This window comes from Domibacillus epiphyticus (genome assembly GCF_001975785.1).
Lineage (GTDB): Bacteria > Bacillota > Bacilli > Bacillales > Domibacillaceae > Domibacillus > Domibacillus epiphyticus.
The window spans coordinates 142,188-159,711 of record NZ_MSFI01000006.1 but is presented as its reverse complement, the minus strand read 5'-3'; the positions used below and the strand labels follow the sequence as shown (position 1 = coordinate 159,711).

Annotated in this window: 14 protein-coding genes and 1 riboswitch; of the genes, 6 read left to right on the top strand and 8 right to left on the bottom strand. The window is 42.9% G+C overall.

All coding sequences use genetic code 11. The annotated features are described in order from the left end of the window. Positions 1 to 8: 8 nt before the first annotated feature. A riboswitch (SAM riboswitch) is annotated at positions 9 to 114 on the top strand. Between the two features lie 85 nt (positions 115 to 199). The 3 genes from BTO28_RS03970 to BTO28_RS03960 all read left to right on the top strand — a co-directional run bounded on the left by BTO28_RS03970 (position 200) and on the right by BTO28_RS03960 (position 6,822). Further along, on the top strand, positions 200 to 2,059 hold the full coding sequence (locus BTO28_RS03970; protein WP_076764233.1) for a bifunctional homocysteine S-methyltransferase/methylenetetrahydrofolate reductase: 1,860 nt from the start codon (positions 200 to 202) through the stop codon (positions 2,057 to 2,059). Further along, on the top strand, positions 2,040 to 5,483 hold the full coding sequence (gene metH / locus BTO28_RS03965) for a methionine synthase (RefSeq protein ID WP_076764232.1): 3,444 nt from the start codon (positions 2,040 to 2,042) through the stop codon (positions 5,481 to 5,483). Before BTO28_RS03970 ends, metH begins: the two co-directional genes overlap by 20 nt. An 88-nt stretch (positions 5,484 to 5,571) precedes the next feature. Then, the gene (locus tag BTO28_RS03960) at positions 5,572 to 6,822 is read left to right on the top strand and encodes an erythromycin esterase family protein (protein ID WP_076764230.1); all 1,251 of its coding nucleotides are present in this window, start codon (positions 5,572 to 5,574) and stop codon (positions 6,820 to 6,822) included. A gap of 36 nt (positions 6,823 to 6,858) precedes the next feature. Here BTO28_RS03960 and BTO28_RS17240 read toward each other — a convergent pair whose 3' ends face one another. From BTO28_RS17240 to queF, 6 genes are all read right to left on the bottom strand, one after another. Beyond that, on the bottom strand, positions 6,859 to 7,032 hold the full coding sequence (locus BTO28_RS17240) for a hypothetical protein (protein WP_198936739.1): 174 nt from the start codon (positions 7,030 to 7,032) through the stop codon (positions 6,859 to 6,861). 60 nt (positions 7,033 to 7,092) lie between these two features. Further along, complete coding sequence (locus BTO28_RS03955; protein ID WP_233129818.1) at positions 7,093 to 7,578, bottom strand: carbonic anhydrase; 486 nt, start codon at positions 7,576 to 7,578, stop codon at positions 7,093 to 7,095. An 11-nt stretch (positions 7,579 to 7,589) separates the two neighbouring features. Further along, positions 7,590 to 8,597 carry a sodium-dependent bicarbonate transport family permease gene (locus BTO28_RS03950; protein WP_076764227.1) on the bottom strand — a complete coding sequence of 336 codons (1,008 nt, stop codon included), beginning with the start codon at positions 8,595 to 8,597 and terminating at the stop codon, positions 7,590 to 7,592. A 116-nt stretch (positions 8,598 to 8,713) separates the two neighbouring features. Continuing rightward, positions 8,714 to 9,109, bottom strand: coding sequence for a DUF2294 domain-containing protein (locus tag BTO28_RS03945; protein ID WP_076764225.1), 396 nt, complete (start codon positions 9,107 to 9,109; stop codon positions 8,714 to 8,716). A gap of 229 nt (positions 9,110 to 9,338) precedes the next feature. Next, on the bottom strand, positions 9,339 to 10,040 hold the full coding sequence (locus BTO28_RS03940) for a nuclease-related domain-containing protein (RefSeq protein WP_233129824.1): 702 nt from the start codon (positions 10,038 to 10,040) through the stop codon (positions 9,339 to 9,341). A gap of 356 nt (positions 10,041 to 10,396) precedes the next feature. Next, positions 10,397 to 10,894 carry a preQ(1) synthase gene (gene queF / locus BTO28_RS03935; RefSeq protein WP_076764222.1) on the bottom strand — a complete coding sequence of 166 codons (498 nt, stop codon included), beginning with the start codon at positions 10,892 to 10,894 and terminating at the stop codon, positions 10,397 to 10,399. A gap of 76 nt (positions 10,895 to 10,970) precedes the next feature. Here queF and BTO28_RS03930 point away from each other — a divergent pair, with 76 nt between their 5' ends. Beyond that, positions 10,971 to 11,291 (top strand): thioredoxin family protein, encoded by a 321-nt coding sequence (locus tag BTO28_RS03930; protein WP_076764220.1) that lies wholly within the window; start codon positions 10,971 to 10,973, stop codon positions 11,289 to 11,291. Between the two features lie 142 nt (positions 11,292 to 11,433). Further along, a complete protein-coding gene (locus tag BTO28_RS03925; RefSeq protein ID WP_076764218.1) occupies positions 11,434 to 12,009 on the top strand; it encodes a beta-class carbonic anhydrase in 576 nt (191 codons plus the stop codon). A gap of 73 nt (positions 12,010 to 12,082) precedes the next feature. Here the strand turns inward: BTO28_RS03925 and acsA are convergent, their stop codons facing one another. Continuing rightward, positions 12,083 to 13,801: an acetate--CoA ligase gene (gene acsA, locus BTO28_RS03920; RefSeq protein WP_233129817.1), complete on the bottom strand. Its 1,719-nt coding sequence runs from the start codon at positions 13,799 to 13,801 to the stop codon at positions 12,083 to 12,085. 131 nt (positions 13,802 to 13,932) lie between these two features. Next, positions 13,933 to 15,969, bottom strand: a complete 2,037-nt coding sequence (locus BTO28_RS03915; RefSeq protein ID WP_076764216.1) for a catalase — start codon at positions 15,967 to 15,969, stop codon at positions 13,933 to 13,935. Positions 15,970 to 16,232: 263 nt separating this feature from the next. On the opposite strand from BTO28_RS03915, the gene BTO28_RS03910 reads away from it, so the two are divergent. Beyond that, positions 16,233 to 17,492 carry an N-acetylmuramoyl-L-alanine amidase gene (locus BTO28_RS03910; protein ID WP_076764214.1) on the top strand — a complete coding sequence of 420 codons (1,260 nt, stop codon included), beginning with the start codon at positions 16,233 to 16,235 and terminating at the stop codon, positions 17,490 to 17,492. The last annotated feature ends 32 nt before the right edge of the window (positions 17,493 to 17,524 follow it).

Below are 17,524 nucleotides of genomic sequence, written 5' to 3'. Positions count from 1 at the left end.
TAACCTAATTCTTATCAAGAGAAGCCGAGGGTACTGGCCCATAGACGCTTCAGCAACCAGCCGGATGGTCAGGTGCTAAATCCAGCAGACGACTCAACGTCTGGAAGATGAGAAGGAATGGACAACACATACATGTTGAAAAAGCCTTCTTGCTTCTGGAAGGCTTTTTTTATTTAAAAATTGAGAGGACGGCTGTTCAATGACATTACTTAACAGGCTGAAAACCGATGTGCTAACCGCTGACGGAGCGATGGGTACACTTTTATATTCATATGGCATTGACTTTTGCTATGAAGAATTAAATACGGAAAAGCCGGAAATTATTGAAAAAATTCATAAAGACTACATTGATGCAGGTGCCGATATTATTCAAACCAATACGTACGGTGCCAATTCGATTAAACTTGCCCGTTATGGAATGGAAAATAGGACGAATGAATTGAATAAGGCTGCTGTTGAAATTGCGAAAAAAGCGGCAGCACCAGGCGGACAATTTGTACTCGGAACAATCGGCGGCATTCGCGGCATCCGTAAAAGCAGCGCAACAATGAATGATATTCTTTCCTCTGTTCGTGAGCAGGCCGAAAGTCTTCTAGCCGGCAACCCGGATGGCCTTTTACTAGAAACCTATTATGACTTTGAAGAGCTGTCCTCTTCTATCCAGCTTTTGCGTGAAATGAGCGATGTGCCGGTTATTGCGCAAGTATCAATGCATGAGCCCGGTGTTCTTCAAAATGGGCTGTCATTAAATGAAGCTTTACACCGGCTTGAAGGAATTGGCGCAGATATTGTCGGTGTGAACTGCCGTCTTGGCCCGTACCATACAATTCAAGCGTTTGAAGACGTCACATTGCCGGAAAAAGCGTTTTTATCCGCTTACCCAAATGCGAGCTTGCTGGATGTGGAAGACGGCCGAATTGTTTATGAATCAGAAGCGGATTACTTTGGACGGGCTGCCGTGCATTTACGCAATGAAGGTGTTCGCTTAATCGGCGGCTGCTGCGGTACAACGCCGAAACATATTGAAGCAGCGAAAAAGCGGCTCGCCGGCCTCCCTCCTTTAACAGAGAAAAATGTAAAAATAAAAAAACCAATTGTTATCCAGGAAGCTTCTCCTATGACAGACGTATCGATCTGTGAAAAAGCAAAAACAGAACGGACTGTGATCGTGGAACTGGATACACCAAAAACGCTTCTGACAGAAAAATTTATTGAAGGCGCGAAAAAATTATACGATGCTGGTGTTGATGCCGTGACAATGGCAGACAATTCGCTCGCTTCGCCACGTGTCAGCAATATGGCGATGGGCGCGACGTTGAAAATGAAGCACGACGTCCGTTCACTCGTCCACATTACATGCCGCGACCGTAACTTAATCGGGCTGCAATCTCATTTAATGGGGCTTGACTCACTTGGTTTACATGACGTGCTTGCGATTACAGGCGACCCGACCAAAGTCGGTGATTTTCCAGGCGCAACAAGTGTTTATGATGTTTCAAGCCTTGAGTTGATTCAGCTCATTAAGCAATTAAATGAAGGCATTTCTTTCTCGGGAAAACCGCTTAAAAAGAAAGCCAATTTTTCAGTTGCGGCAGCGTTTAATCCGAATGTACGGGTATTGGACCGCGCTGTAAAACGAATGGAGAAAAAAATTGAATGCGGCGCGGATTACTTCATTACACAGCCTGTATTTACGAAGGAAAAAATCATTGAAGTACATGAAGCGACAAAACATTTACCGACACCTGTTTTTATCGGTATCATGCCGCTTACAACGATGCGCAATGCCGAATTTTTGCATAATGAGGTGCCTGGCATTAAATTATCAGATGAAACGCTGGAACGTATGCGTGCATGCGGTGATGATAAAGAATCATCTGCAAAAGAAGGCGTCCAAATTGCGAAAGAACTGCTCGATACAGCGGCGGAATTATTTAACGGACTGTACATTATTACACCGTTTTTACGCCACGATATGTCTACTGAATTAATTCACTATATTAATGAACTGGATGCACAGAAAGAAAGTGGGGCCCTTCATGACTACTCATCAAATTGAGAAAGAACTGCAAAAGAGAATACTCCTGATCGACGGTGCAATGGGAACGATGCTGCAGGCAGCAGACTTAACACCCGATGATTTCGGCGGTGAAGATTACGACGGCTGTAATGAAAACTTAAATTTAACACGTCCTGACGTTCTTGAACGCATTCACCGTGAATATTTAGAAGCGGGTGCGGACATTATCGCGACAAACACATTCGGCGGGACACCAGTCGTTCTCGATGAATACGATCTCGGTCATAAAGCGTACGAAATTAACCTGCGGGCTGTGCAGATTGCCCGCAAGGCAGTGGATGAATTTTCTACTCCCGAGTGGCCTCGATTCGTAGCTGGCGCGATCGGGCCAACGACAAAAACACTCTCCGTTACAGGCGGGATTACATTTGACGAGCTCGTCGATAACTTTGAACTGCAAGCGAAGGCACTGATCGAAGGCGGGTCCGACATCATTTTAATGGAAACAAGCCAGGATATGCTTAATGTGAAAGCCGGCACACTCGGTATTCGGCGTGCATTTGACGCGGCGGGAAAAGAACTGCCGGTCATGATTTCCGGAACGATTGAACCAATGGGGACAACACTTGCGGGACAAAATATCGAGGCGTTCTATATTTCCATTGAACACATTAAGCCGCTCTCTGTCGGTTTAAACTGTGCCACAGGCCCAGAATTTATGACGGATCATATACGCTCTCTCTCCGATCTCGCAACAAGTTATGTAAGCTGTTATCCAAACGCAGGACTGCCGGATGAAGAAGGAAATTATCATGAATCACCAGATTCTCTTGCACAAAAGCTGGAAGCATTCGCAGATAAAGGATGGCTGAATATTGTTGGCGGCTGCTGCGGCACGACACCCGAGCATATTCGCGTGATGCGGGAAGCAGTCAAAGACAAAGCACCACGTACATCGCCTGAAAACCCGCACGGTCATGCAGTTTCCGGTATTGAACCGCTCTTATATGACGATTCCATGCGTCCTCTTTTCATCGGAGAGCGGACAAACGTGATCGGTTCCCGTAAATTTAAACGCCTGATCGTGGAAGGAAAATTTGAAGAAGCGGCTGAAATTGCCCGAGCACAAGTAAAAGGCGGCGCGCACGTAATTGATATTTGTCTTGCCAATCCGGACCGTGAAGAGCTTGACGATATGACGGAATTTATGAAAGAAGTCGTCAAAAAAGTAAAAGTCCCTCTCGTCATTGACTCGACCGATGAAAAAGTCATTGAAGAAGCGCTGAAATTTTCACAGGGGAAAGCGATCATCAATTCGATTAACCTGGAAGACGGCGAAGAGCGGTTCGATGCGGTTATGCCGCTTGTCAAACAGTACGGGGCATCGGTCGTTGTTGGGACAATTGACGAAACCGGTATGGCCGTTACACGCGAACGGAAGCTAGAAATCGCCATCCGTTCTCATGATCTTTTAGTCGAAAAATGGGGTCTTGCACCGGAGGACATTATCTTTGATCCACTCGTCTTCCCTGTCGGCACCGGGGACGAGCAATATATCGGTTCTGCTGTTGAAACAATTGAAGGCATTCGTTTAATTAAAGAAAGGCTCCCAAAATGCTTAACCGTTCTCGGAGTGAGTAACGTGTCATTCGGCCTCCCTCCTGTCGGCCGTGAAGTGTTGAATGCCGTGTACTTGTATCATTGTACACAAGCCGGACTTGATTACGCGATCGTAAATACAGAGAAACTGGAACGGTATGCATCGATTCCAGAAGAAGAAATTAAACTCGCGAACGACCTGCTGTTCACAACAACAGACGAAACGCTTGCAGTATTTACCGATTTTTACCGTGACAAGAAAAAAGAGAAAAAAGAAGAAGATATACCGAAAACAGTTCCTGAACGGTTAAGCTATTATGTCGTGGAAGGAACGAAAGAAGGCCTTCTCCCTGATCTCGAGAAAGCCCGAGAGATGTATGACGATCCGCTCGATATCATTAATGGTCCGCTTATGGAAGGAATGGCGGAAGTCGGCCGTTTGTTTAATGACAACCAGCTGATCGTAGCGGAAGTATTGCAAAGTGCGGAAGTCATGAAAGCATCCGTTGCCTACCTTGAACAGTTCATGGAGAAAAAAGAAGACGATACCGGTAAGGGAAAAGTCATCCTGGCGACCGTTAAAGGCGACGTTCATGATATCGGAAAAAACCTTGTCGATATTATTTTAAGCAACAACGGGTTTAAAGTCGTGGATGTCGGCATTAAAGTAACACCGCAAACATTAATCGACGTCATTCGGAAAGAAAAACCGGACATGGTCGGGTTATCCGGCCTTCTTGTAAAATCCGCCCAGCAAATGGTGCTAACAGCGCAGGACTTCAAATCTGCTGATATCAATGTACCCATTCTCGTTGGAGGCGCTGCATTGTCACGGCGCTTTACCGAAACGAAAATTTCACCGGAATATGAAGGACCTGTTTTATATGCAAAAGATGCAATGGACGGGCTCGATATTGCAAACCGCCTGCAAAATGAAGAGCAAAAAGTGAAGCTCTTGCAGGAACTTGAAGCAAAAAAAGAAAAACGAAAAGAAATTGAAGCGTATCGTGATGAACGGAAAGAACAGGCTGTTGCAGTTGCGCCAAAACCGGTAAAAACCGTTCGTTCAGATGTCCCGGTGTTTGTACCGCGCGACACACGCCGACGCGTTTTGCCTGATTACTCCATTTCTCATTTGAAGCCGTATGTAAATATGCAGACGCTGATCGGCCATCATCTCGGATTAAAAGGCAATATAAAAAACTTGCTCGCTGAAAAAGACGATCGTGCTATACAGCTTCATGAAACCGTGACAGGCTTTTTAAACGACGGCGGGTTAAAAACAGCGGCTGTGTATCAATTTTTCCCGGCTCAGTCAGAAGGTGATGATGTCATTATTTATGACCCGGCTGACTCGAAAACGGAAATTGAACGGTTCACCTTCCCGCGCCAGACAAAAGAACCGTTCCTCTGCCTCGCTGATTATTTAAAATCAGCTGACAGCGGTGAAATGGATTATGTCGGATTCTTTGTTGTCACAGCAGGGTTCGGTGTTCGAGATGCTGCATTGAAGCTTCGTGAACAAGGAAAATTCCTCGACAGCCATGCCATACAGTCAACTGCTCTTGAGCTTGCGGAAGGATTTGCGGAACGTATTCACCAGGAAATGCGTGATCAGTGGGGCTTCCCTGATCCAGTTGATTTTACTATGCGTGAACGATTCGCGGCTAAATATCAAGGACAGCGTTTTTCATTTGGCTATCCGGCTTGTCCTAACCTTGAAGACCAGGAAAAATTATTTGGTCTTCTGAAACCGGAAGAAATCGGTGTACGATTAACTGAAGGCTTTATGATGGAGCCGGAAGCATCCGTATCCGCCATTGTTTTCGCTCATCCAGATGCACGTTATTTTAATGTAGAATAATGAGAGAAATCCCGCCATACGGCGGGATTTTTTCTTGTTACATTATGCGGTTTACCGGGAATACTGAGTAAAAACGAGGGGTGACAACATGATTAGAACGAGCCGTTATGTGGAACATATTCAGAACCACGCTGTCCCGTTTACTGACACAGCAGATTTAGAACCGTTAATTAAAGCAGCCAGCAACGCGAAATTTGTCCTGCTTGGGGAAGCTTCTCACGGCACATCCGAGTTTTACACAACCCGTACAGAGATGACAAAAAAGCTGATAGAAGAACATGGCTTTTCGTTTGTCGCTGTTGAAGGCGATTGGCCCTCATGCTTCGAAATCAATCGCTACATTAAAGGACACGCACCCGAGTATAAAAACGCAGCAGAAGCATTGCGCTCCTTTAACCGCTGGCCTGCCTGGATGTGGGCAAATGAAGAAGTTGTCCACCTAATTGACTGGCTGCATGCCTATAATCACAATCAGAATAAGAAAGCCGGCTTTTATGGTTTGGATGTATATAGTTTATGGGAATCAATGGAGGAAGTGATTCGGTACCTGGAAAAAATAAAGTCTCCGGATGTCGAAAAGGCGAAGCGTGCATTTGAATGCTTTGAACCATTCCACCGCCAGGCAGAGATGTATGGTATTTCATCGGCGATTTATGGTGAAAGCTGCATGAAAGACATACTGCACCTTCTACAGACGATCCATCAAAACAAAAAAACGTATAAAGGCGAACCAGAGGCTTCCCTTAATATGCAGGTAAATGCGCTCGTGGCAAGCAATGCGGAATCTTATTATCATGAAATGGTTATCAACGGAAATGAATCATGGAATATTCGGGACCGTCACATGGTCGAAGCCCTTCATCATATTGAAAATGAGCATGGCAAAGAAGTAAAAGGCATCATCTGGGAACATAATACTCATATTGGAGATGCGCGAGCGACAGATATGGCTGACGATGGAATGGTGAATGTCGGGCAGCTCACACGAGAAATTTACGGGAAGGAAAAAATCTTTTCCGTTGGATTTGGCACCCATCATGGAACTGTCATTGCCGCTAAAAAATGGGGAGACCCATTGGAGGAAATGAACGTACCAGTGGCGATGAATGGAAGCTGGGAAGATCTTGTCCACCAGGCAGGCGCTTTTGATAAGTACATGATGTTCACGGATGAAAACAGGGATTTATTCCGGGAAACCATCGGCCACCGTGCCATTGGGGTCGTGTATAACCCTGAAATGGAGCGTTACGGCAATTACGTTCCTTCCCGATTATCCGATCGATATGATGCGTTTATACACATAGATGAAACAAGAGCCTTATCGCCTATTCTCTTTTAAAAAAATCGAGCAGAGGATATTCCTCTGCTCGATTCATTAAACACCCATTTTTCTGCGTGAATTGCTTACTTTTTTCGTCTGCTGGCTCTTCATTTTTTTCGTTGACGTATCAAAACTCCCATTTCCTTTGCCGCCTGCCGCCTGTGCTTTTTTCTCTTCAAGCTTTTTCATCATTGCTTCCTGCAATGTCATTTTCTTTTTTTCAGTCATGCTTATTCCTCCTGTTTATCTGGTATCACAATCATAACTCATCACGAGGAAATCCGCCATTCATTCAACAGCCTCCCATTCACCTGTTTCTGCATTGACGATAAACCCATGAACAGATAACGTTTTTGGAAGCAATGGGTGGCTTTTAATTAACTCGACATTTTCCGTTATAATCTGTTTCACATCTTGCTTTCCTGCCAGCCAGCTCGATAGATTGTTCCCAGCGACATCAATATACTCAATTGTTTCGATCGTTTTATTTGAAATTCCGGCATCCTTGATTTTCGAAACAATCTCATCCCCGTCAACCTTATGTTCTTTACTATCCTTCTCTCCGATAAGATAAATCTCTTTAATATTTTCAGCGTACACCGCCATCATCATATTCCTGACCGTACAATCGTATGGATTTGTTATGATCGTTCCAAAACTTGTTGCAATGAGCAGCTCTTCCTCTTTTTTATTCGTTATTTCCGGAAAGAGTGGAAGTAATTTTTTGTTTAATCCTGTGATAACTAACGCTTTTTTCTCGTTTGTTTTCTGCATCATTATCCCTCCTATTGAATCCATTGAGCCATTTCATAATAAATAGGTATACCGATAATTAAGTTGAATGGGAACGTGACCCCTAAAGCTACACCCAAATAAACAGATGGATTCGCCTCCGGGACAGATGCTTTTAATGCTGCCGGAGCCGCGATATAAGAGGCACTTCCCGCTAACACTCCTAATAATGTGACACCGCCTAGCGACAGTCCTGCCAAGTGCCCTGTCAAAACTCCTAAACCTCCAAATAATATAGGAGTCAATACGCCAAAAAGAAGCAATTTTAAGCCATGTTTTTTTACTTCCGGCAAACGTTGGCCTGCCGTAATCCCCATGCTCAGCAAGAAAAGAATCAACACACTGCTATATAAGTCCATAAACAGCGGTTTCACCATTGGGACAGCTCGTTCCCCAAGAATCAACCCGATTACCAAACTGCCTAACAGCAGCAAAACACTCTTCCCAAACAGGCTCTCTCTTATGACCTCTTTGTCAATGAGGCTTGCTGGTTTGGAAATAATACCTGTATTTCGCATTGAAAGGGCAGATTCATCCTTTTTCTTCTCAATGATCTTTAATAACAATAAAGAAACTAAGATAGCCGGGCTTTCCATAAGCACAACGAGGGCATTCATAAACCCTTCATAAGATACGCCATTCTTTTCAATAAACGAGATGGCAGCTCCATATGTAACAATGCTGACAGAACCAAAGGTGGCAGCCAGCCCAATCGAGTTTTTAAGATCCATTTTCATGAGACGCGTGATCAAAAGCGTCAACACTGGAATGGCAATCCCTAAAAAGAGTGCGCCTATAATGGGTTGAATGACGGATTCAATGGAATAATGTGATAACTCAATCCCGCCTTTTATTCCAATCGCAATTAAAAGATAAATACTTAACGCTTCACTTAACCCGCTTGGGAATTTTAAATCTGATTTAACTAAAGCCGCTATAATCCCTAACACAAAAAATAACACGACGGGTGACAACAAATTTTGTACAATAATGTCTGACATGTTCTTTCCTCCTCAATACTCTTTTCCACAAAAAAACCGGCAATTCCAGAATAAATGGGCTATTGCCCTTTCATTCTTAAAACTGCCGGTTTACCTTCAACGAACCAGATGGTTTTTTAAAGATCTCCCTTAATTTCATCTATTCTCTCTTGCATCGTTTTCTCAATATCATTAAATAATTTAAACACCATCACCCGTTCGCCGGTAAGCGTGCTTATATCCGTGTGAAAGCTTTTCACTTTCCCCCCTGTTATACTGAAGATAATGTCCTTCAGCCCTTCCAGACCTGATTCAATCAAATCCGATCGCAGCCTTTTGATCGATATCGCTCCCTCTTTTGTTTCACAAAGGGCATATTCAGCAGGTGTCAAAATACCGCGTAATGTGACGATAATCATATCACGTAAAATATCCGTCTTAACGGATACGGAACCACGCCCAAGAAAGTCTTTTTCCCATCGCGTTAACGCCTTGCTGATTTCGGACTCAATTGCCCCTTTCGATTTATTCATAAACATCCCTCCTTAACAAAAAAATCGGTATATTCCCCATCTAGTCGCCTAGGCAAGAAATATACCGATTTATCTTTTACTTATCTTCTAATAGTGTAGAGATTGCTTTTTCACACAGTCAATATTGTTATTAACAGTATGCTAAAGCCTCTAGTCAATTTAGAAGGTAATATAAAAATCTCTCGGTTAAATAATATTATTAACACTTTAACTTGTACTAAACATGATGTCAATGTTTTTTCTGATGTTCGTAACAATAAACATTTCCATTAAACCTCTCTTTATTTGATAAACAAAAAGATTCTACCTTTTGGGAAACAGACTTTCCACATGTCACACATTTTGCCGATGTGTTTGTCAAGTTGTTAATTGATTTCTTGCCATTGTTTTCAGCTTTTACTATTTCTATATGATTCTTTCTAATATTAGAATCCTTAATATTTTCTTTTTGAAGTTTATTGTACATATTTAGTATTTCACCTTCAGAAAATACTGCTGTTTTTTTCTGAAGTTTTAACACATTTAGCTTTCTTGTAATAAATTCTGTTAACTCTATATCGTAAACAATTAGATCATTAGACTGTATCTCCCTGAGCTCTGAATTCACTTTAAATTTACATCGTTTTGTAAAAGATATCATCGATACAAAGTTAGAGTTTTCTACGGAGTTCAAAGATGATCGTATTGCTTCTATGTGTCCGTAATTTTGGATAAAGGGATTTAACATTGGGAATTTTCCATTCACAGACCACTGTTTTCTAGTTCTGTCTCCATAGATTATTCCAGAATAATTTTTTGTTTCAATTACAAAAACAGCAAATGGAGAAAAAATAATATGATCTATTTGTGAGTAACCTGACTTTGATTTGTTGTTTACCAACAATAAATCACTAAGATATTTACATGTTTTAGGTAGTTGATCGAGTTGAATATTAATTTTATATTCTCCTAATTCACCTATCCGTGTTGGTGCAACTTTGGCTTTCTCTTTGTTAGCTTTAGGTTTTAACTTAGGAGCTGCATATCTTTTTTTTGTTTCTTGCCAAGAAATTTAAAAATCATCTTCTGTACTCCCCTTTTGCTAGAGCATTATTAAGAACTAGTACCGTTTAATAAATTTTATATATCAAATAAGTCCATCTCTTTTATGAAATAATAGAAAAATTATACCAAATAAATGAGGAATCGATCTATGTTTCTAAAAGCCTCCCTTGAAATTGATTAAAACAAAAAAAGATGCCTTATTAGGACATCTCTTTTCTATGCAGATTTCCTGCGAACTGGCTCTTACCGGTTATCCACCGTCTCCGGATACAAGTCATGGTTCATCATCCGGTACTCCGCCATTTTCTCGTATTTTGTGCCAGGCTTCCCGTAGTTTGTGTACGGATCGATGGAAATCCCGCCACGAGGCGTGAATTTGCCCCATACTTCAATGTAGCGTGGGTCCATCAGTTCCACAAGGTCATTTAGGATAATGTTCATGCAGTCCTCATGAAAATCACCGTGGTTGCGGAAGCTGAATAAGTACAGCTTCAGCGACTTGCTTTCGACCATTTTCACATCGGGAATGTAGCTGATGTAGATGGTCGCAAAATCCGGCTGTCCTGTCATCGGGCAGAGTGATGTGAATTCCGGGCAGTTAAATTTTACAAAATAATCGCGGTTTTGATGTTTGTTGTCAAATGTCTCAAGGACAGATGGATCGTAGTCAAATATATACTTCGTTCCTTGATTGCCAAGCAGTGTAATGTCTTTAAGTTCGTCTTTGTTTCGTCCAGCCATGCCGGAACCTCCTTAAAATCCAATTTCTTTTCATTATAGCAGACAGACTTTACAATGAGAAAAAGGAGTGAGACAAATGGAGGCCATCACCTCATACGCGGAATTTTCTGACGTTATTTCTTCAAACGAAGCGGTATTGCTCTATGTTTCAAGTCCTGGCTGTTCGGTATGCCATGCTCTTTTACCGCAGGTGGAGACACTTTTGGAGGATTTTCCTTCTGTTACTTCCGTTTATGCCAACACAGGAATAGCGCCTGATATTGCCGGGCAGCTAACTGTTTTTTCAGTGCCGGCGATTCTTTTTTTTATTCAAGGAAAAGAAGTATTCCGCGTGGCACGCTTCGTTCCGATAGGCGGTTTGAGAGAACGCATCACAAGTTCTTTAAAAATGATCTGACAACAATGATTACATGCCGGGTTTTACCTGAACAGAAGCCCCAGCAAGACACTCCAATGTTTACCAACACCTTAAAAAGGGTTTGACAACAAATTATAAAATGATCCACAATAATAATAGTTCGAAAGGAGAGAATAATCTCGTGACATTATTAACTGATATTTTATCATTTAACAAAACGTTTGTAGAAAATAAGGAATTCGAAAAATTTGCAACAGGTAAATTTCCGGATAAGCGAGTTGTTATTTTAACATGCATGGATACACGTCTTGTAGAACTTGTAACAGAAGCGATGAACTTTAAAAACGGCGACGTGAAAATTGTCCGTAATGCCGGCGCGATCGTGAACCATCCATTCGGTTCGATTATGAGAAGCCTGCTCGTTGCTGTCTATCAGCTTCAAGCAGATGAAGTCTTGATTGTCGGACACCACGACTGCGGCATGAGCTCGCTTTCCAGCGGTGCGATGTTTGATGCAATGAAAAAACGCGGTGTGCAGGAGGAAGTTATCGATACACTTCGCCACGCAGGCATTGATGTTGATCAATGGCTCGAAGGTTTCAGCAGCGTGGAAGAAAGCGTCACACATAGCGTAAACTTGGTGAAAACACATCCATTAATGGTGCCGGATATTCCTGTACATGGACTTGTTATTGACCCTGCTACAGGGAAACTTGACCTCGTTGTCGATGGATATAAGAAAGCGGCGGCCCTTTAAGACTGATTCTTTAACTCATTTCATACAACAATAAAAAGGAAATCCTGTTAGCTCAACAGGATTTCCTTTTTGTTTACTCTTCCATAGTGGACAAATCACCAGCAGGAAGCCCGAGCTCCCAGGCTTTCAGTACTCGGCGCATAATTTTGCCTGATCTTGTTTTCGGTATCGAATCACGCACCTCAAACATTTTTGGTGCTGCATGAGCGGCGAGCTTCGTTTTTACGTGCTGGCGAATTTCTTCTAAAAGCTCATCACTTTCCACATTGCCCGGGCGCAGTGTAATAAATGCTTTAATCACTTCACCACGCACCGGGTCCGGCACTCCAATAACACCTGCTTCCGCTACTGCTGGATGCTCAACGAGTTTGCTTTCGACTTCAAACGGTCCAACACGTTCACCTGATGTGTTTATGACATCATCAACGCGTCCTTCGAACCAGTAATAACCGTCTTCATCCTTATACGCAGAATCACCTGTAATAAACCATCCGTTTAAAAAGTAGCTCTCATATTTTTCATCATTATTCCAGATTTTCCTCATCATCGCCGGCCATGTTGGTTTGATGGCAAGGTTGCCCATCCGGTTAGGCGGAAGTTCTTCACCCTGGTCCGAAATAATCGCCATTTCGATGCCTGGCAGCGGTTTGCCCATTGAGCCGGGACGGATGGTATTACAGCGAAAGTTCGCACAAACAGAAGATCCAGTTTCTGTCATCCACCAGTTATCATGAATACGCATATTGAGCGCTTCTGCTCCCCAGCGGATTACTTCTGGATTGAGCGGTTCTCCCGCTGACAAGACGTGACGAAGCTTCGATAAGTCGTATTGATTTGGCAGTTCATTTCCGGATGCCATCAATAGACGAAACGCTGTCGGTGCGCTGAACCAGACGGTTACCCCGTATTTTTGAAGCGTCTCGAACCAGTCTTCCGCTTTGAACCGGCCACCTCGCAATACATTCGTAACACCGTTCAGCCATGGCGACCACATACCGCCTGATGTTCCAGTCACCCAGCCTGGATCAGCCGTGCACCAATAAACGTCATCCTCATGCAAATCATATGTCCACTTTCCCGCTAAATATTGGTGAACCATCGCATCATGCACTTGCAATACGCCTTTTGGCTTACCCGTTGAACCAGAAGTATAATGAAGGACCATCCCATCTTCCCGATCTACCCACTCCATCACATAATCTGCTGAGTGACTCATCAGTTCCTCGTATGGAATAAGATGCTCTCCTGTTGCTTCTGCATCTCCAACAAGAATGATCTTCTCCAGTTCCGGCAGCTCGTCAAAAGGAATGCGTGACAATAATTGCGGTGTTGTGACAACTGCTTTCGCGCCGCTGTCTTCCAATCGGTCTTTCACCGCTTCTTCCATAAATGCTTCAAACAAAGGCCCTGCAATCGCACCAATTCTAATGATGCCCAGCATCGCAAAGTAAAGCTCAGGGCTGCGCGGCATAAAAATAAAGACGCGGTCACCCTTTTCAACACCGATTTTCTTTAACCCATTTGCAAACCGGCATGATTTTTCTTTCATTTCTTCATATGTATAGCGTTCATCACGAAGGCCGTCTGTAAAATAAAGCGCCACTTTATCCGCTTTTCCCTCTTCTACATGACGATCAATCGCTTCATGTACCATGTTTACATTGCCTGTGTTATACCACGTAAAATATTCAGAAACTTTCCCCCAATCCGCTTCTGAAACCGCTTTCTCGTAGTCGTGTAAATTAACAGCTTGCGGCAATGCCTCCATCTCAGTTCCAAATACAACAGCCATTTTAAACCCCTCCTTGTTGTATAACAGACAACCTCAGTATATCACAGTTCCTAGAGGAATGGACATAGAATACTAGGAAGAAAAGTAAAAATCCCAAAAATGAGCCGCGGCGAACCGCGGCTCTGCTATAGTTACACTAGCCGATTCCAGTGACGGTGCTCAGCGAGTGCGTTAAGAAATGTATCGGCAAAGTCTTTTGAAGGACTCGCTTCAGACACAACGCCCGAATCCGCATTTAAATCAGCTAGTAAATCTACGCCGTCATGAGAGGCACCCACTGTTTTATAATGGCTATATGCTTCCTGAAGAAAAGCGATGGCTTGCTTCTTCGCTTTAATATCTTCGCTTAATCCGCCCGCTGCATACACGGCGTCAAACAAGACAGAATCGGCAGTTAAAAATGTATGCATTACTTCAATCTCTGTCCCATCATCACCTTTTATCATCCCTTGTTTGCTGCTTATGATTTCAGGGCGAGTACCCGCTTTTTCAAATTCCTTTATAAGACTGCTGACATCTTTGCCATGAAAGCCATTCCCAACAAGAACCGCAATTTTACTTGTTTTTGCCCCTTTTACTTTATTTTTTTCTATACTCACAGCAGGTGACTCTTTTGATACCGTAGATTCTGCAATATCCTTTGGAGGATTCACACCTGCTGCTTCCGCTACTCTTGTTGCAAGCAGCATATCAATGTTGCCGATTACATTCACAGACTGCTGCCTAATATCTTTGCTTTTTACTTTTCCAAGTTCGAAACTAAACGCTTCGATAATATGTTCTTTTTCCACATCCGTCATACTGTTCCAGAACATCTTCGGCTGAGAAAAGTGATCTTTAAAGCTGTCACTGCGGCGCTGTACTTTCCTGCCTTCCACTTTTTCCTGATAGTGTACGTATCCGCCTTCTTCCTCGGTTGCTGGAGCAGGCGTATTATGATCGATTGAGTTTTTATGGTAGCTAACCGGTCCCTGATTGATGGTCATTCTTCCATACCCGTCACGCTGGTTATTATGGAACGGGCAGACAGGCCGGTTAATCGGCAGTTCATGGAAGTTCGGTCCACCAAGACGAATTAATTGCGTATCAGTGTAAGAGAACAAACGCCCCTGCAAGAGCGGGTCATTGGAAAAGTCGATTCCCGGCACAACGTGTCCTGGGTGGAAAGCGGCTTGCTCTGTTTCCGCAAATACGTTATCCACATTGCGGTTTAGCGTCATTTTTCCAATAATTTCCACCGGTACATCCTCTTCCGGCCACAATTTTGTCGCATCTAAAATATCAAAGTCAAATGAAAATTCATCTTCTTCATTTATCATTTGAACGCCAAGCTCGTATTCAGGGTAGTCACCCATTTCGATTGCTTCCCACAGGTCACGGCGATGGAAATCTGGATCTTTTCCGGCAATTTTCTGGGCTTCATCCCATACAAGTGATTTCACACCGAGAACTGGCTTCCAATGAAATTTTACAAATCGTGCTTTTCCCTGTTCATTGATAAAGCGGAATGTATGAACGCCAAATCCTTCCATCATCCGGTAGCTTCGAGGAATTGCGCGGTCCGACATGTTCCACATCACCATATGTGCGGACTCCGTGTTATTCGAAAAGAAATCCCAGAACGTATCATGTGCAGTCGCCGCCTGGGGCATTTCGTTATGCGGTTCCGGTTTAAATGAATGGACAAGATCAGGAAACTTAATCGCATCTTGAATAAAAAAGACCGGGATATTATTTCCGACTAAATCATAGTTACCTTCCTCTGTATAAAACTTTGTCGCAAAGCCGCGCGCGTCGCGTACGGAGTCTCCTGATCCACGCGAGCCTGCTACTGTAGAAAAACGAACAAATACAGGCGTTTTGACAGAAGGGTCTTGTAAAAAGCCTGCCTTTGTATATTCTTTCATAGATTCATATACTTCAAAATAACCATGCGCTGCAAAGCCTCTAGCATGAACAATACGCTCTGGAATTCGCTCGTGGTCAAAATGGGTCATTTTTTCACGAAAATGAAAATCTTCCATTAATGTTGGACCGCGTTCACCTGCTTTAAGCGAATGCTCGTCTTCAGACACACGAACTCCCTGATTAGTCGTCAGTTTTTCTCCTTTATTGTTTACTCGAAACTGCTCTAATTGTTTGTCCTTGCTATTTTCATTAATTGCCATTGTTTTACCCCTCTCTTAATCATAAACAAATAGAATGTAAATGAATCCCTTCATGTTACATACCACCCTCTAATAGGTATCAAACCCCTTATCTGGAATAATTATCAGATAAATTTTATTATATGAAAAAACCATTTCTAGAACAGAACAAATTGTCAATTTATTCAGACCATTTTCTTAATGAAAGAATCATCATTTATGCGGATGTACACAAAAATATCAAGTGGTAAAATATAGCTGAAATTCCTTATAGGCGGTGTTTTATGGACAAAAAGATTTTATTATCTATCATTTTATTTATCTCCATTTTTATGAAAGAGGCGTCTACTAACGCAGAAACAAATGTTATTCGAATTGGTGTGGACAATGCAAATGTACGCAGTGAACCTTCGATGACAGCTAGTGTCATAGGAAGCGCTAACCGAAACGAACAATTCCACGTGTTGAAAGAACAGTATGATTGGTATCAAGTTCAGCTTTCTGGGGGAAAAAAGGGGTGGATTGCGGGCCACATTGTCACCGAGGATGCTCCGTCAATGAGCACTTCTGCGAGTCAAACAGGGATCATTACAGCTGACCGAGTGAACGTTAGAAACGACCCTTCCTTATCGGCTTCTATTATCGGTACAGCGTACAGTGGAGATCAAGTCGGCATTATATCCAGAGAAAATGGATGGGTCAACATACGTTTTCAAAATGAAACAGCGTGGGTTAGCAGTCAATTTGTCCGCACAAAATCGGCATCAAGCAAATCATCAAAAACGAATTATGTATATATTAAGAACGACGGGACCAATATCCGCACAAGCCCATCCACTTCCTCATCTGTTATTGTTCAGGGTTCTCAAGGAGAACGGTATCCGGTTATAGGACAAGAAGGAGATTGGTACAAAATCAGCTTAGCAAGCGGAAACGAAGCCTATGTCGCCAGCTGGGTCGTATCTTCTACAAATCTAGTGAATCCCTCATCTGGGAATTCCGGCGGCCTGAATGGAAAAGTGATCGTTCTTGACCCTGGCCATGGGGGAAAAGACGGCGGGACGACAGGCAAACAAGGAACCGTTGAAAAAGATGTTACGTTACAAACAGCTGAACGGCTGGCCAACAAACTTCAACAAAAAGGGGCGACGGTTATTTTGACGAGATCGAGTGATCAGTATATACCGCTTCCATCTCGTACGAACCAGGCACATCATTATAATGCGGACGCATTCATCAGCATACATTACGATGGGACTTCCGAATCTAGTGCAAGGGGCTTTACAACATATTATTATCATCACTATCAAAAACAGCTCGCAAACAGCATAAATAATGGATTAGACCATTCATTGTCATCCAAAAACCGCGGAACGAGAAATGGTGACTATTTTGTCATTCGTGAAAACAGCCAGCCGGCTATTTTGGTTGAACTTGGGTATTTGACGAATCCCTATGAGGAATCGTCTATTGTAACAGAATCGTACCAAAACATTGTTACGACCGCTATTTCCAATGGGCTTCAAACATATTTCTCAAAATGAAAAACACAGTCTTAAGCAATCTTTGGAAATCC

Coding starts and splice junctions, on each gene's coding strand:
- BTO28_RS03955 (WP_233129818.1), bottom strand. CDS start 7,578: ATGCAGAAAACAAACGAGAAAAAAGCGTTAGTTATCACAGGATTAAAC.
- BTO28_RS03960 (WP_076764230.1), top strand. CDS start 5,572: ATGATTAGAACGAGCCGTTATGTGGAACATATTCAGAACCACGCTGTC.
- BTO28_RS03970 (WP_076764233.1), top strand. CDS start 200: ATGACATTACTTAACAGGCTGAAAACCGATGTGCTAACCGCTGACGGA.
- BTO28_RS03915 (WP_076764216.1), bottom strand. CDS start 15,969: ATGGCAATTAATGAAAATAGCAAGGACAAACAATTAGAGCAGTTTCGA.
- BTO28_RS03945 (WP_076764225.1), bottom strand. CDS start 9,109: ATGAATAAATCGAAAGGGGCAATTGAGTCCGAAATCAGCAAGGCGTTA.
- BTO28_RS03910 (WP_076764214.1), top strand. CDS start 16,233: ATGGACAAAAAGATTTTATTATCTATCATTTTATTTATCTCCATTTTT.
- acsA (WP_233129817.1), bottom strand. CDS start 13,801: ATGGCTGTTGTATTTGGAACTGAGATGGAGGCATTGCCGCAAGCTGTT.
- BTO28_RS03930 (WP_076764220.1), top strand. CDS start 10,971: ATGGAGGCCATCACCTCATACGCGGAATTTTCTGACGTTATTTCTTCA.
- BTO28_RS03950 (WP_076764227.1), bottom strand. CDS start 8,597: ATGTCAGACATTATTGTACAAAATTTGTTGTCACCCGTCGTGTTATTT.
- queF (WP_076764222.1), bottom strand. CDS start 10,894: ATGGCTGGACGAAACAAAGACGAACTTAAAGACATTACACTGCTTGGC.
- metH (WP_076764232.1), top strand. CDS start 2,040: ATGACTACTCATCAAATTGAGAAAGAACTGCAAAAGAGAATACTCCTG.
- BTO28_RS17240 (WP_198936739.1), bottom strand. CDS start 7,032: ATGACTGAAAAAAAGAAAATGACATTGCAGGAAGCAATGATGAAAAAG.